Raw genomic sequence first — 13,138 nt, 5'->3', positions numbered from 1 at the left:
ATGCTGAAAAAAATCCTTTCGGTCAGCGGCTTCACGCTGCTCTCGCGCGTCTCCGGCTTCGCCCGCGACATCGTGCTCGCCGCCGTTCTCGGCGCCGGGCCGCTGATGGACGCGTTCTCGGTGGCGCTGCGCCTGCCCAATCATTTCCGCGCCATCTTCGGCGAAGGCGCCTTCAACCAGGCCTATATCCCGGCCTTCGCCCGCATCCGCGAGAAGTCGGGCGCGGCGGCGGCGCAGCATTTTTCGGACCGTGTTTTCACGCTGAACCTGATCGTCCAGCTGCTGATCCTGGGGCTCGCTCTGCCCTTCATGCCGGAGCTGGTGCGCCTGCTCGCGCCCGGTTTCGTCGGCGATCCCCAGCGCTTCGACCTCGCGGTGGCGCTGACCCGGATCACGTTTCCCTATCTCCTGTTCATCACGCTGGTGACGCTGCTCTCGGCCAATCTCAACGCGGTCGACCGCTTCGCCGCAGCCGCCGCAGCGCCGATCCTGCTCAATGTCAGCCTGATCGGCGCGCTCGCCGTCGCCTTCCTGTTCCCGAGCGCGGCGCATGCAGCAGCCTGGGGTGTCGCCGCCGCCGGCGTGCTGGAATGGCTGCTGCTCTGGCTCGCCGCCCGGCGGGAAGGCGTTTCGGCGGCACTGACGCGGCCGCGGCTCGATAGCGAGGTCAAGCGCTTCCTCAAGGCGCTCGGACCGGCTGTGATCGGCTCGGCCGGCGTCCAGATCGCGATCTTCGCCGACACGATTATCGCCTCGCTGCTGCCGGCCGGCGCCTATGCCGCGCTCTACTATGCCGAGCGGCTCTACCAGCTGCCGATCGGCGTCATCGCCATCGGCGTCGGCACGGTGCTGCTGCCGACGATGAGCCGTGCCATCGCCGCCGGCGACGAGGCCAAGGCCGACAAGGCGCAGAATCGGGCGATCGCGCTGACGATCTTCGCCGCAGCGCCTTTCGCCGCCGCCTTCATCGCAATCCCCGAGCTGATCGTCGCCGCCCTGTTCGAGCGCGGCCGCTTCGACGCAGCCGCGAGCCAGGCGTCGGGCGCCGTGCTCTTCGCCTATGCGATCGGCCTGCCGGCGATCGTGCTGATCCGTTCGCAGGTCTCGAGCTTCCAGGCGCGCGGCGACACGACGACGCCGATGATCGTCTCGCTCGCCGCGATCGCCGCCAATGTCGCGCTGAAGTTGTTGCTCTGGCGCGATCTCGGCGCGCCCGGCCTCGCGCTCGCAACCGCTGCCGGCGCCTGGATCAATGTCGGAGCGCTGTTCGTGCTCGCTTTGCGGCGCGACTGGACCCGGCCCGATCGCAAGCTTCCGGGCCTGATCCTGATCGTTGCGGTTGCCGCCGCCTGTGCCGGCATTGCCGCGCGCCTGCTGGCGCAGCCCCTCCAGACGGCGCTTGCCGGTTTCGCCTTCGAGCCGAAGCTGCTGGCGCTCGGCGTACTCAGCCTGCTTGCGGCGGCGCTCTACGCCGTCCTCGCGCTAGGTGGGCTGAAGCTAACGGGGTTGCTGCGGCTGCTGCGCTGACGCTGCTCAGCCTTCGGCAACGATGCCGGCGCCGCGGCGCAACTGCTCGGCCGCTTCCGCGACCACGCGCGCGACGATCTCGGCGGCCGGCGGCACATCCGTAATCAGCCCGGCCGCCTCGCCATAGATCGCGGCGGCCCTATCAGGATCGCCGGCCATGAAGGCCTCGCGATAGGCCGGTCCCTCGATTTCGGCCGCCGCCAGCAATTCGGCGTCGCGGCCGCGCCATTTGGCAATGAAGGCATTGTCGCCGACGCGGATGTCGAAGGGTTTTGGCCAATCGAGCCGGCGAGCGATGTCGGGCAGCGAGGAGCGCACGGTCTGATCACCGGTCGCGGCGATGGCCGCGGCCTGGTGGTTCTGGTGGACGAGCGCCTCACGGCTCGCCCAGAAGCGGGTACCGACGAGCACGCCATCGGCGCCCAGCATCAGCGCCGCAGCGAGGCCCCGGCCATCGGCGATGCCGCCGGCGGCCAGCAGCAAAGTGTCCGGGCTCTCGCGGGCGAGGAGGTCGGCGACCTCGGGAACGAAGGGCAGCGTCGCGCGGGCATGGCCATGGCCGCCGGCCTCGGCACCCTGCGCGACGATGACCGAGGCGCCGGCCGCCAGCGCCACCCTGACATGCCCGATGCTCTGGCACTGGCAGATCAGCGGAATGCCGGCCGCGGCGATCTCGCCCGCGAAGGGCGCGGGATCGCCGAAGGAGAGCATCAGCGCCGCCGGGCGATGGGCGAGCACCTCGCCGAGCAGATGCGGTTGCTTCGCCAGCGACCAGGTGATGAAGCCGCAGCCGGTGCGCGTGTTGCCGGCCGCCTCATACTGCGTCCTCAGCCAGTCGCCATCGCCATAGCCGCCGCCTATCAGGCCGAGCCCGCCGGCCCGCGTCACCGCCGCCGCCAGCGCCCCGCCGGCAGCGAGTGCCATCGGCGCCGAGAGGATCGGATGCTCGATGCCGAAGCGCTCGGTCAGGCGGGTGGCGAGACGGGCCATGCGAGGAACCCCGGTTACTTGGAGTGGGCGAAGTCCATGTAGAGTTCGCGCGCCTTGCGGAACATCGGGCCGGGCTGAACCTGACGGTCGTCGATCCGGTAGATCGGCATCACCTTCGAGTAGTTGCCCGAGGAGAAGATCTCGTCGGCCTGCTCGAAATCGGCATAGCTCAGGCTGGTCTCCTCGACCGGCACGCCGGCGCCGCGCAGCAGCGAGATGACGCGCTGGCGGGTGATGCCATTGAGGAAGGTGCCGTTCGGAACCGGCGTCTTCACCACGCCGTCCTTGGTGAGGAAGATGTTGGAGGTGCCGGTCTCGGCGACGTTGCCGAGCATGTCGAGCACCAGCGCATTGTCGAAGCCGCGGCCCTTGGCCTCGCGCAGGATGCGGGCATTGTTGGGGTAGAGGCAGCCGGCCTTGGAATCGGTCGGCATGGTCTCCATGGTCGGGCGGCGATAGGCGCCCTTGGTCACCGAGAAGCCCTTGCCGGGATCGCCCATCGCCGCCTCGAACAGGCACAGGCAGAACTTGGTCGAGTCCGGATCGGCCATGATGGTCGAGAGGCCGTCGGCGTCGGCCCAGTACATTGGCTTGACGTAGATCGCGGTGCCCGGAGCGAACTTCTTCACGCCCTCGGCGGTGCGCGCGATGATCTCCTCGGCCGAGACGGTCGCCTTCAGACCGAGCGCGTCGGCGGAGCGGTTCACGCGCGCGGCATGCTTGTCCATGTCGGGGGTAACGCCGTCGAAATGGCGGGCGCCGTCGAAGACGGTCGAGGACAGCCAGCTCGCATGGGAGCGCGGTCCCATGATGCCGGGGTTGCCTTCGTGCCACTCCCCTTCGAACCAGCTCCAGGTTTGCGAATACCAGGCCATAAGGCGCTCCGATCTGTCAGTCTTGTTGACCCGCACCGTCTGCCCCTGCCCCCGTGGCGTCAACACGCGGTCCCGGACGCGACGAACGAATGATGTGATGGCTCCGATCGTAACCGGTGATGGGTCACGATGTGAGGTGCAAATCCGCGCAGCCTGCTCGGCATCCCGCCCGTAGCTGCCGCTCAGAGGCCGAAGGCGCGCGCCAGCGAGACCGTGGCCATGCCGACGAGCAGCGCCAGCAATTCGCTGCGCCGCAGGACCATGCTGCAGATCGCGGCGACCAGCGCCAGGCCCGCGGCCAGTCCGAGGCGCTCGATCAGCGGCAGCACGGTGGCGAAGACGATCGAGCCCGGCAGCGCAGCGAGCCCGCGCCGCACACGCGGCGTCAGCGGCACGAAGCCCATCAGCACCACGCCGGAGATGCGGCAGAGATAGGTCGCCAGCGCCATCGCGAGGATGGCGAGATAGGGCCCCCAGGCGCCGGGATCAGGCAGCGTCATCGAGAAAGGCCCCGGCAAGGGCGCCCGAAAGCGCGCCGATGATGATGAAGGCATAGCCGTCGACCAGCTTGGCGACGACGAGGGCGACCACGCCTGCGATCACCCAGGGCAGCGCCGCCCGGCGGCCGCGCCAGAGCGGCACGATCATCGCCGCGAAGAAGATCGGCATGACGAGGTCGATACCGTATTGGCGGGGATCGGCGACGAGCGAGCCGAGCAGGAAGCCGGGGATGGTGGCGAGGAGCCAGACGATCCACAGGCAGAGGCCGGCACCCAGGACGACGCCGAGATCATTGCCGCCCTCGGCCCGGTAGCGCGTGCCGATCAGCCAGTTGGCGTCGGTGAAGACGAAGAGCTGGAAGGCGTTGACCAACCGCGGATAGCGCGCGAACCAGGGTTGCAGCGAGGCTCCCTGCAGGATCGAGCGGGCATTGACCGTCGCGGTGACGAAGGCCAGCCCGGCGATCGCTCCCCAGGTCCATTCGGGACGCCACAGCTCCATGGCGACGAGCTGGGCGACGCCGGCATAGACCAGCGCGCTCATCAGCAGCGCTTCCAACAGGCTCAGCCCCTTGGCCGAGGCCGCGGCACCGAAGGCGACCGCAAAGACGACGATGCCGGGCAGCAGCACGGAAACCCGGCGCAGGCCGAGCGCCATGCCGGCGAGAGTCAGCTGCGCCTGGGCGGCGGATGCGGAAGGAGTTTCCGGATGGGACATGGGCTTTTCGAAGCGGGTCGGCGGGCCGGCGTCAATGGTGGCGACGCGGCCGGCGCATGAATGCAGCGCAAGGCGGGTCGCAAACCACCCTCCCGTCACGACAGGCCGGCGGATCGCGTCTAGAACTGCGCATGCTCTGGCTCTCCTCCCCCGACCAACGCGCCGCGGCGCTGCCGGCGGTCTGGCTCGTTGCGACCGACCACCGTCCGGCCACCCTGACGGAGCGCTCGGCGCTGCGGCGCGGGCTAGCGCGCATCGTTCTCGCCGCACAGTTCAACCTTGAGCCGGACGCCGTGAGGGTCGAGCACGAGCCCGGCGGGCGGCCGCTGATCGCTGCGCCGTTTGGCAGCGGCTTGCATCTCTCGCTGGCAACGCGCGTGGGACTGGTGGCGCTGGCCCTGGCTCATGGCCCGGTCGGCGTCGATGTCGAGCAGGTCGACTTGGCCTCGCAGCCGCCGCTCGCGGCGCTGCATCCCGCCGAGCAGGCAGCGCTTCTTGCGCTGCCGCCGCCGGCCCGGCCGCTGGCCTTCGCGCAATTGTGGAGCGCCAAGGAAGCCTATGTGAAGGCGCTCGGCACCGGCTTCCGGCGCGCGCCGGACAGCTTCGAGGTCAGGCTTGCAGGACTTGACGGCTTTTCGGTCCAAGATCCTGAAAGGCCCGGCGCGCAGGCCGAGGGCGTCGGCCGCACCATAAAAAACGGCGGCCATGGAACCATGGCCGCCGCGTTCATTCAGCTCGCGTGAGCGAGGCTCAGCCGGGCTGGTTCACCGGCTTCTTCTTCAGCATGTAGGCGACGCCGACGACGAAAGCCGCGCCGATGACCGCCGCCGAGTAGAACGGCACCTTCGCCGGAGCCAGACCAACCGGGTTGGTGTCGGTGACCGGCACGCTCGCCACCCAGCTCGGAATGGCGGTCTGCAGCCACTGCAGCACGGCGATGTCGGAGAGCAGCATCTCGCCGGCGATCCAGCCGAGCAGCGCGGCGCCGAGCCAGATCAGGATCGGGAAGCGCTCCAGAATGCTCGAGAGCATGCGGGCGCCGAAGATGATCAGCGGAATGGTGAGCAGCAGGCCGAAGACGAAGAGCTCGAAATGGCCGCGCGCCGCAGCGGCGATCGCCAGCACGTTGTCGAGGCTCATCACCGCGTCGGCGATGGCGATGGTACGCACCGCCTTCCAGAGATTGTCACTGGCCGCGACCTCGCCATGCGCCTCCTCCTCGCCCTTGGCGAGCTTGATCGCGATCCAGAACAGCAGGAGCGCGCCCACCACCTTCAGGAAGGGGACGTTGAGCAGGTAGCTGACGATCACCGCGAAGATGATGCGCAGGCCGACGGCAGCGCCGGCGCCGAGCCAGATGCCGACCTTGCGCTGCTTCTCCGGCAGCGAGCGGACCGCGAGCGCGATCACGACCGCATTGTCGCCGGAAAGCAGCAGGTCGATCCAGATGATCTGGAGCAGTGAAGTCCAGAATGCGGAAGATGCGAAATCCATAGGTCGGTCAGTCCCTGTTCAGAGGGCCGGATCTGGCCGGCGTTGCTTGAGGAAATAGCCGAGGCCGAGCACGAGCAGGGCCCCAAGGATGGCTGCGGGGTATTCGAGCTGATGGGCCAGCGTGTCGCCGAGCTTGCCGATCAGCCAGGGGTCGGATTCGAACATCTCGCCCGCGACCCAGCCGAGAAGGCCGGCCCCGGCCCAGACCAGGATCGGGAAACGCGAGAGGAGATTTGTGATCAGCGAGGCGCCGAGCACGATCAGCGGGATCGAGATGATCAGCCCGCCGATCAGCAGCGGGATCGAGTCCTTGGCCACCGCCGCAATGGCGAGCACGTTGTCGAGGCTCATCACGATGTCGGCGATGGCGACGGTCTGCACCGCCTTCCAGAGCTTGCTGCTGGCGGCGACCGCGTTCTCGTCGCTCTCGCCGTCTTCGATGACGAGCTTGACCGCGATCCAGACGAGCAGGGCCGCGCCGATGATATGCAGGAACGGCATGTTCAGGAGGGAGGCGATCAGCACCGTGAAGACGACGCGGAGCAGAACCGCGACGCCCGCGCCGAGCGCGATGCCCTTGGCACGCTGTTCGGGCGCGAGCGCCCGGCAGGCGAGCGCGATCACCACCGCATTGTCTCCCGACAACACGATATTGAGCGCGATGATCTCGAAGAGCTTGCCCCAGAGCGCCGGTTCAAGCAGCGAAAACGTCAGATCGGGCACTTTGTCGCCTCCCTAAGTCTTACGTCTTATCCGGCGCCGGCCGGAGTTTGTGGCCGTGCGCCGGCCGTGTCGTCAACCCAGCGCCTGCTCGATCGCCTTGCCGGCAGCCTCGGTGCCGAGCTTGCCGCCGAGGTCGCGGGTGCGGGTGCGCTCGTCGCCGAGAGCACGTTCGATCGCGGCCTCGATCCCCTTGGCGGCTTCGGTCTCGCCGAGATGGTCGAGCATCATCGCGCCCGACCAGATCATGCCGACGGGATTGGCGATGCCCTGGCCATAGATGTCCGGAGCCGAGCCATGGACCGGCTCGAACAGCGAGGGATGATCGCCGGTCGGGTTGATGTTGCCGGAGGGGGCGATGCCGATCGTGCCGGTGCAGGCCGGGCCGAGATCCGAGAGGATGTCGCCGAACAGGTTGGAGGCGACGACGACGTCGAAACGGTCCGGGTTCAGCACGAAATGCGCGGTCAGGATGTCAATATGGTACTGCTCGACGGCGACGCCCGGATAGTTCTTCGCCATCTCCTTCACCCGCTCGTCCCAGTACGGCATGGTGATCGAGATGCCGTTCGACTTGGTCGCCGAGGTCAGCTTCTTGCGCGGCCGACGCTGGGCCAGTTCGAAGGCGTATTTCAGCACGCGGTCGACGCCGACACGGCTCATCACCGTCTCCTGCATGACGATCTCGCGCTCGGTGCCGGCGAACATGCGCCCGCCGACCGAGGAGTATTCGCCCTCGGTGTTCTCGCGGACGACGAAGAAGTCGATATCGCCGGGCTTGCGATTGGCGAGCGGGCCGGGCACGCCCGGCATCAGGCGCACGGGGCGCAGATTGACGTACTGGTCGAACTCGCGGCGGAAGAGCAGCAGCGAGCCCCAAAGCGAGACATGGTCCGGCACCTGGGCGGGCATGCCGACGGCGCCGAAATAGATCGCGTCATGGCCGCCGATCTTTTCCTTCCAGTCGTCCGGCAGCATCTTGCCGTGCTTGGCGTAGTAGTCGCAGGAGGAGAAGTCGAACTCGTCGAGCCGCAGCTCGAAACCGTACTTCTTCGAGGCCGCTTCGAGCACGCGCAGCCCCTCGGGCATCACCTCCTTGCCGATGCCGTCACCGGCGATGACGGCGATGCGGTAGACGCGATTGGTCCGGCTCATGCGACTTCTCCAAAAAACGCGGCAAATTCTGCGGCGACGAGATCAGGAATCTCTTCGGCCAGATAGTGCCCGCCGGGCAATGCCTTCCCACGCACATCCACAGCCCGCTCACGCCAGAGCGCGAGCACGTCGAAGCACTTGCCGACGGCTCCGCGATCGCCCCAGAGCGCCAGCATGGGACAGTCGAGCTTCCTGCCGCCGTCGGCGTCGTCATGGGCGATATCGATCGTCGCCGCCGCGCGGTAATCCTCACAGCTGGCATGGATCATCGCGGGATCGCGGAAGCAGCGGAGATACTCGGCAAGCGCCGCGGGCTCGAACAGCCGCATGTCCGAGGCGCGGCGGCTCGTCCAGTAGAACTCGGGATCGGCGCCGATCATGTTTTCGGGCATCGGCGCCGGCTGGATCAGGAAGAACCAGTGCCAATAGGCACGGGCGAAAGCGTCGCTGGTGTCGCGATACATCTCCCGCGTCGGCGCGATGTCGAGGGTCGCGAGCTTCAGCACGCGCTCGGCATGGTCGAGCGCCAGCCGGTGCCCGACGCGGGCGCCGCGATCATGCGAACCGACGAAGAAGCGTTGATGCCCGAGCGCGCTCATGAGCTCGGCCATGTCCTGCGCCATGGCGCGCTTCGAATAGGGGGAATGATCGGCGGAGGTCGGCGGCTTCCCGGAATCGCCGTAGCCGCGCAGGTCCGGGCAGACGAGCGTGAAGCGCTGCGCCAGCGCCGGGGCGATACGCCGCCACATGATGTGCGTCTGCGGATAGCCATGGAGCAAAAGCAGGGGCGGCCCCTCCCCGCCCACACGCACGCGGATGCGCGCGCCGGAGGTCGCGACGTCGAGCAGCCGGAAACCGGGGAAGAGATTGTCTTCGACGGGGAGCTCGGTGACGGACATCCAGCCTCGCAGATTGCAACAATCTGAGCCGATAGCCGGATTTTCAAACGATTTCGTGCGCCGATTATTTCATAATTATGATCAATAACGATGACCCGGCGGCACCTGGCCGGAAACAGCTCACAAAGTGAGGTGGGCCGCGGGCCTCGATTCCTTGCAACAAAAAAGGCGCCCGAAGGCGCCTCTTCCGTCCGGGACGACCGGCTCGACTTGTTACCCGCGCAGCGCCGCCTTGTAGCGCTTGGCCATCTCGGCAACGATCTTGGCGGCCACCGCCTCGATCTCGGCCTCGGTCAGGGTCTTCTCGACCGGCTGCAGCGTCACCGCCAGCGCGACCGACTTCTTGCCGGGCTCGACGCCGGCGCCCTCATAGATGTCGAAGACGCTGGTCTCGGCGATCAGGTTGCGGTCGGCGTTCTGGGCGGTCTTCGCCATGTCGCCGGCTGCCACCGTCTTGTCGACGATGAAGGCGAAATCGCGGGTCAGCGGCTGGAAATCGGAGAGCGCCAGCTTCGGCTTGACCTTGGTCGGCTTGAATTTCGGCAGCGGCAGCGCGTCGAGATGGATCTCGAAGGCGACCAGCGGGCCCTTGACGTCGAGCGCCTTGAGCACGCGCGGATGCAGCTCGCCGAAGGCGCCGATCACGCCCTTGGGGCCGAACTGCAGCGTGCCGGACCGCCCGGGATGTGCCCAGGACGGGCCGCCCGCAACGATCTGCAGGCCGCCGACGGGCACGCCGAGCCCGGCGAGCAGCGCCATGACGTCGGCCTTGGCATCGAAGGCATCGACCGGCTTCGCCGCGCCGTCCCAATGACGGCCGGCTCCTTCCAGCCGTGCCGTGCCGCGGCGCAGACCGGCCGCGGCGATCAGCTGGCCTTCGGGCTCATCGCTCTGGAAGACCTGGCCGACCTCGAACAGCGCGACATCGCCGAAGCCGCGATCGGCATTGGCCTGGCCTGCGCGGATCAGACCCGGCAGCAGCGAAGGCCGCATGTCGGAAAGATCGGCGGCGATCGGATTGGCGAGGACAAGCTTGCGCGAGCCGCCGCCGAACAGCTTGGCCGCCTCATGCGAGATGAACGACCAGGTCACGGCCTCGACCAGACCGCGGCTGGCGAGCAGGCGCTTCGACTGGCGCGTGCGCTTCTGCAGCACGGTCAGCACCGGCTTGACGACCTCGCCCTTGATCCGTGGCAGCGGCGCCGGCTCGACCCGGTCGAGCCCGGCGATGCGCAGGATCTCCTCGACGAGATCGGCCTTGCCCTCGACATCGGCGCGCCAGGAGGGAGCAGCGACCTTGACCCGTTCGCCGGCGCCCGAGACATGGAAGCCGAGCGAGGTCAAAGCCAATTTCATCTCAACCTGCGGCAGATCGAGACCGGTCAGGCGCTTGACCTCCGACCAAGGGAAATCGATGGCGCCAGCGCTCTCGGGCAGCTCGCCGGCAAAAACCATCTCGGAGGCCTCGCCGCCGCAGAGCTCGATGATCATCTGCGTCGCGAGATCGAGGCCGGGACGGGTGAAGTCCGGATCGACGCCGCGCTCGAAGCGATAGCGCGCATCGGAGGTGATGCCCAGCGCACGGCCCGAGCGGGCGATGTTGAGCGGGTCCCAGAGCGCGCTCTCGACCAGAACGTCGACAGTGTTCTCGTCGCAGCCGGAAGCCTCACCGCCCATGATGCCGGCGAGCGACTCGACGCCCTCCGCATCGGCGATCACGACCTGCTCGTCGGTCAGCGTATAGGTCTTGCCGTCGAGGGCCAGGATCTGCTCGCCGGCCCTGGCGCGGCGCACCGTCAGGTCGCCATGGACCTTGGCGGCGTCGAAGACGTGCAGCGGCCGGCTGCGGTCATAGGTCATGAAATTGGTGATATCGACCAGCGCGTTGATCGGCCGAAGGCCGATGGCGCGCAGGCGCGCCTGCAGCCATTCCGGCGACGGGCCGTTCTTGACACCGCGGACGAGGCGCAGGGCGAAGGCCGGGCAGAGCTTCTTGTCTTCCGGGGCGAAGTCGAGCTTGACGTCGACCGGGCACGGGAAGCTGCCGCGCACCGGCGCGATCGAAGGTGTCTTCAGCGTACCGAGACCGGCGGCGGCAAGGTCGCGGGCGACGCCGGACACACCGAGCGCGTCGGCCCGGTTCGGCGTCACCGCGATCTCGATCATCGCATCGTCGAAGCCGGCATAGGCGGCATAGGGCTGGCCGACCGGCGCATCCTGCGGCAGGTCGATGATGCCGTCATGATCCTCGGAGAGCTGCAGCTCGGCGGCCGAGCAGAGCATGCCGTTCGACTCGACGCCGCGGATCACGCCCTTGCCGAGGGTGATGTCCTTGCCGGGGATATAGGTGCCGGGCGGCGAGAACACGCTCTTCATGCCGGTGCGGGCATTGGGCGCGCCGCAGACGACCTGCACCGGCTCGCCCGAACCGGTATCGACCATGCAGACGCGCAGGCGGTCGGCGTTCGGATGCTGCTTGGCCTCGATGACATAGGCGATGGTGAAGGCGGAAAGCGCCTTGGCCTTGTCCTCGACCGCCTCGACCTCGAGCCCGACGCGGGTCAGCGTCTCGGAGATGGTGTCGAGGGTTTCCGAGGTCTCGAGATGGTCTTTGAGCCAGGAGAGCGTGAATTTCATGTGGTTACGTCCATCGGAGCGAAGGCTTCCACCAGACGGAAGCGCTCGCAAAGCAGGGGCATGTCGGGGCTGAAGACGCCGAGGCGCCGGAAATAAGCTTCATGGGCCTCGCGCCAGAAGGAGAGGCTGCGGTCGCCCTCGCCCTCCTCGAAGGCGAATTGCGCATCGACCTCGTCGAAGCGCCGGGGCGTGAGTTCGAGCGTCTCGATCACGCAGACCGGACGCTTCTCGCCGTCGAGCACGATCCAGAGCTCGCCAAGCTTCGGGCAGTCGGGTGCGTCCAGCGTGTTCACCGTCGCGGTCTTGCGGCCGCTGACCACCAGTGCCGCCAGCTCCGTCGCGAGCTCGGGACTATCGCCGAAGGAGAAGCTCGGGCAGTCGCGATAGCGTTCGGGGATGGTTTGCATGTCCAAGGTCACGCCGCCCCGTCCCGCCGTGCGGCCACGGACGACAGTTCCGGCGCATTGTCGTTCAGCCGGTCGTCGCCATCCGTCCTGATCTTCATGGCGTTGCCGCGCCAGCTGACCTCGCCGGCAAGGAAGGCATAGGCCCAGATGCCGGGGAAGACGAGATCGCGGGTGAGATAGGCCAAAGGCGTGCGCCAGTTGACGAACCAGCCGACGCCCTTCGCCAGCGCCATCTCGGCGCCATACCAGATCGCCAGCACCAGCAGCGGGGCCTGCCAGCTCGCAAGGCCATAGGCCGGGGCGGCGAAGGCGGCGAGCACCGCCGGCACGAGCGGGCCGACCAGAATCTCCGGCGCGAAGAAGGGCAGGAAGGTGACGCGGCGCAGGCGCGCCCAGCGGAACTGCCGCTGCACGACATGGCGCAGATGCCGGCGGCCGAGCGGCTGCTCGAAGGGCTGGTCGACGAGATGGACATGCTTGCCGGCGGCGCGCACCAGCTTTGTCGCCGCCGCATCCTCGGCGATCTCGGCAGCGAGCGCCGCGATGCCGCCGCGGGCATCGAGGAAGGGCTTGTTCCAGAGCATCGACTTGCCCTGGGCAAAGCCGAAGCCGAGCGCCTCGCCGGCATATTGCCAGCGCGCCTGGAAGGTATTGAGGAAGGCGCACTCCACCTCGGCGCCGAAGCAGAGCGGACGCGAGCCGGCCGGCGTCGAGCAGACGAGCCCGCTATCGTCGCGCCAGGCCGCCATCATCCGCTGGATGTAGTCCTTCGGCATCAGCACGTTGGAATCGGCGAGGACGACCCAGTCGTGCCGCGCCGCTTCCCAGCCCTTGACGCAGTTGTTGAGCTTGGGGTTGGCGCTGACCGCGACATCGCCGACGATCAGGCGCACGCGCTCCGGCCCATGGCTGGCGATCAGCTCCTCGACCAGCGGCACGATCGGGTCCTGCCCGTCGGCGACGCAGAAGATCGTCTCATAGTCGGGATAGTCGAGGACGAGACCGGAGGTCAGGGTCTCCCGGCTGAAGCTCTCCAGGCCGCAGACCGGCCGCACGATCGTCACCGGCGGGCGCTGGCGCAGCAGGCTGGATTCGACCGGCTTGCGACGCAGGCGCACGAAGGCGATGGCCAGGCACAGGAGATTGGCCGCCACCAGCAGTGCCGCGATCAGGCCGGCCCAATGTGCCGCGCTCATCCGCCCTTTCCTCTCCTAGC

Annotated in this window: 13 protein-coding genes; 2 read left to right on the top strand and 11 right to left on the bottom strand. The window is 67.9% G+C overall.

The window, feature by feature from the left end:
- Positions 1-1,527: a murein biosynthesis integral membrane protein MurJ gene (gene murJ / locus AC1REK_RS03080; RefSeq protein WP_492267233.1), complete on the top strand. Its 1,527-nt coding sequence runs from the start codon at positions 1-3 to the stop codon at positions 1,525-1,527.
- 6 nt (positions 1,528-1,533) lie between these two features.
- Here murJ and AC1REK_RS03075 read toward each other — a convergent pair whose 3' ends face one another.
- From AC1REK_RS03075 to AC1REK_RS03060, 4 genes are all read right to left on the bottom strand, one after another.
- The gene (locus AC1REK_RS03075) at positions 1,534-2,517 is read right to left on the bottom strand and encodes an NAD(P)H-dependent flavin oxidoreductase (RefSeq protein WP_492267234.1); all 984 of its coding nucleotides are present in this window, start codon (positions 2,515-2,517) and stop codon (positions 1,534-1,536) included.
- A 14-nt stretch (positions 2,518-2,531) separates the two neighbouring features.
- A complete protein-coding gene (locus tag AC1REK_RS03070; RefSeq protein WP_492267235.1) occupies positions 2,532-3,392 on the bottom strand; it encodes a branched-chain amino acid aminotransferase in 861 nt (286 codons plus the stop codon).
- A gap of 182 nt (positions 3,393-3,574) precedes the next feature.
- Positions 3,575-3,892, bottom strand: coding sequence for an AzlD family protein (locus tag AC1REK_RS03065; RefSeq protein ID WP_316018578.1), 318 nt, complete (start codon positions 3,890-3,892; stop codon positions 3,575-3,577).
- A complete protein-coding gene (locus AC1REK_RS03060; RefSeq protein WP_327524180.1) occupies positions 3,879-4,610 on the bottom strand; it encodes an AzlC family ABC transporter permease in 732 nt (243 codons plus the stop codon). The genes AC1REK_RS03065 and AC1REK_RS03060 overlap by 14 nt, the downstream gene beginning before the upstream one ends.
- Before the next feature lie 56 nt (positions 4,611-4,666).
- On the opposite strand from AC1REK_RS03060, the gene AC1REK_RS03055 reads away from it, so the two are divergent.
- Positions 4,667-5,353 carry a 4'-phosphopantetheinyl transferase family protein gene (locus AC1REK_RS03055; RefSeq protein ID WP_492267236.1) on the top strand — a complete coding sequence of 229 codons (687 nt, stop codon included), beginning with the start codon at positions 4,667-4,669 and terminating at the stop codon, positions 5,351-5,353.
- 7 nt (positions 5,354-5,360) lie between these two features.
- Here the strand turns inward: AC1REK_RS03055 and AC1REK_RS03050 are convergent, their stop codons facing one another.
- The 7 genes from AC1REK_RS03050 to AC1REK_RS03020 form a co-directional block, all read right to left on the bottom strand.
- Positions 5,361-6,104, bottom strand: a complete 744-nt coding sequence (locus tag AC1REK_RS03050) for a TerC family protein (RefSeq protein ID WP_327524182.1) — start codon at positions 6,102-6,104, stop codon at positions 5,361-5,363.
- Positions 6,105-6,122: 18 nt separating this feature from the next.
- Positions 6,123-6,827 carry a TerC family protein gene (locus tag AC1REK_RS03045; protein WP_327524183.1) on the bottom strand — a complete coding sequence of 235 codons (705 nt, stop codon included), beginning with the start codon at positions 6,825-6,827 and terminating at the stop codon, positions 6,123-6,125.
- Positions 6,828-6,899: 72 nt separating this feature from the next.
- Positions 6,900-7,979, bottom strand: a complete 1,080-nt coding sequence (locus AC1REK_RS03040) for a tartrate dehydrogenase (RefSeq protein ID WP_066468290.1) — start codon at positions 7,977-7,979, stop codon at positions 6,900-6,902.
- The gene (locus tag AC1REK_RS03035) at positions 7,976-8,878 is read right to left on the bottom strand and encodes an alpha/beta fold hydrolase (protein ID WP_492267237.1); all 903 of its coding nucleotides are present in this window, start codon (positions 8,876-8,878) and stop codon (positions 7,976-7,978) included. The genes AC1REK_RS03040 and AC1REK_RS03035 overlap by 4 nt, the downstream gene beginning before the upstream one ends.
- Before the next feature lie 213 nt (positions 8,879-9,091).
- Positions 9,092-11,515, bottom strand: a complete 2,424-nt coding sequence (gene pheT, locus AC1REK_RS03030; protein ID WP_492267238.1) for a phenylalanine--tRNA ligase subunit beta — start codon at positions 11,513-11,515, stop codon at positions 9,092-9,094.
- Positions 11,512-11,922 (bottom strand): ASCH domain-containing protein, encoded by a 411-nt coding sequence (locus AC1REK_RS03025; protein WP_327524186.1) that lies wholly within the window; start codon positions 11,920-11,922, stop codon positions 11,512-11,514. The genes pheT and AC1REK_RS03025 overlap by 4 nt, the downstream gene beginning before the upstream one ends.
- 8 nt (positions 11,923-11,930) lie before the next feature.
- Positions 11,931-13,118, bottom strand: a complete 1,188-nt coding sequence (locus tag AC1REK_RS03020; RefSeq protein WP_492267239.1) for a glycosyltransferase — start codon at positions 13,116-13,118, stop codon at positions 11,931-11,933.
- Between the last annotated feature and the right edge of the window lie 20 nt (positions 13,119-13,138).

It is taken from the genome of Allobosea sp. GW823-FHT02B03, assembly GCF_058797755.1.
The sequence above is the reverse complement of the archived record's forward strand: the minus strand, read 5'-3'. Positions and strand labels throughout refer to the sequence as shown.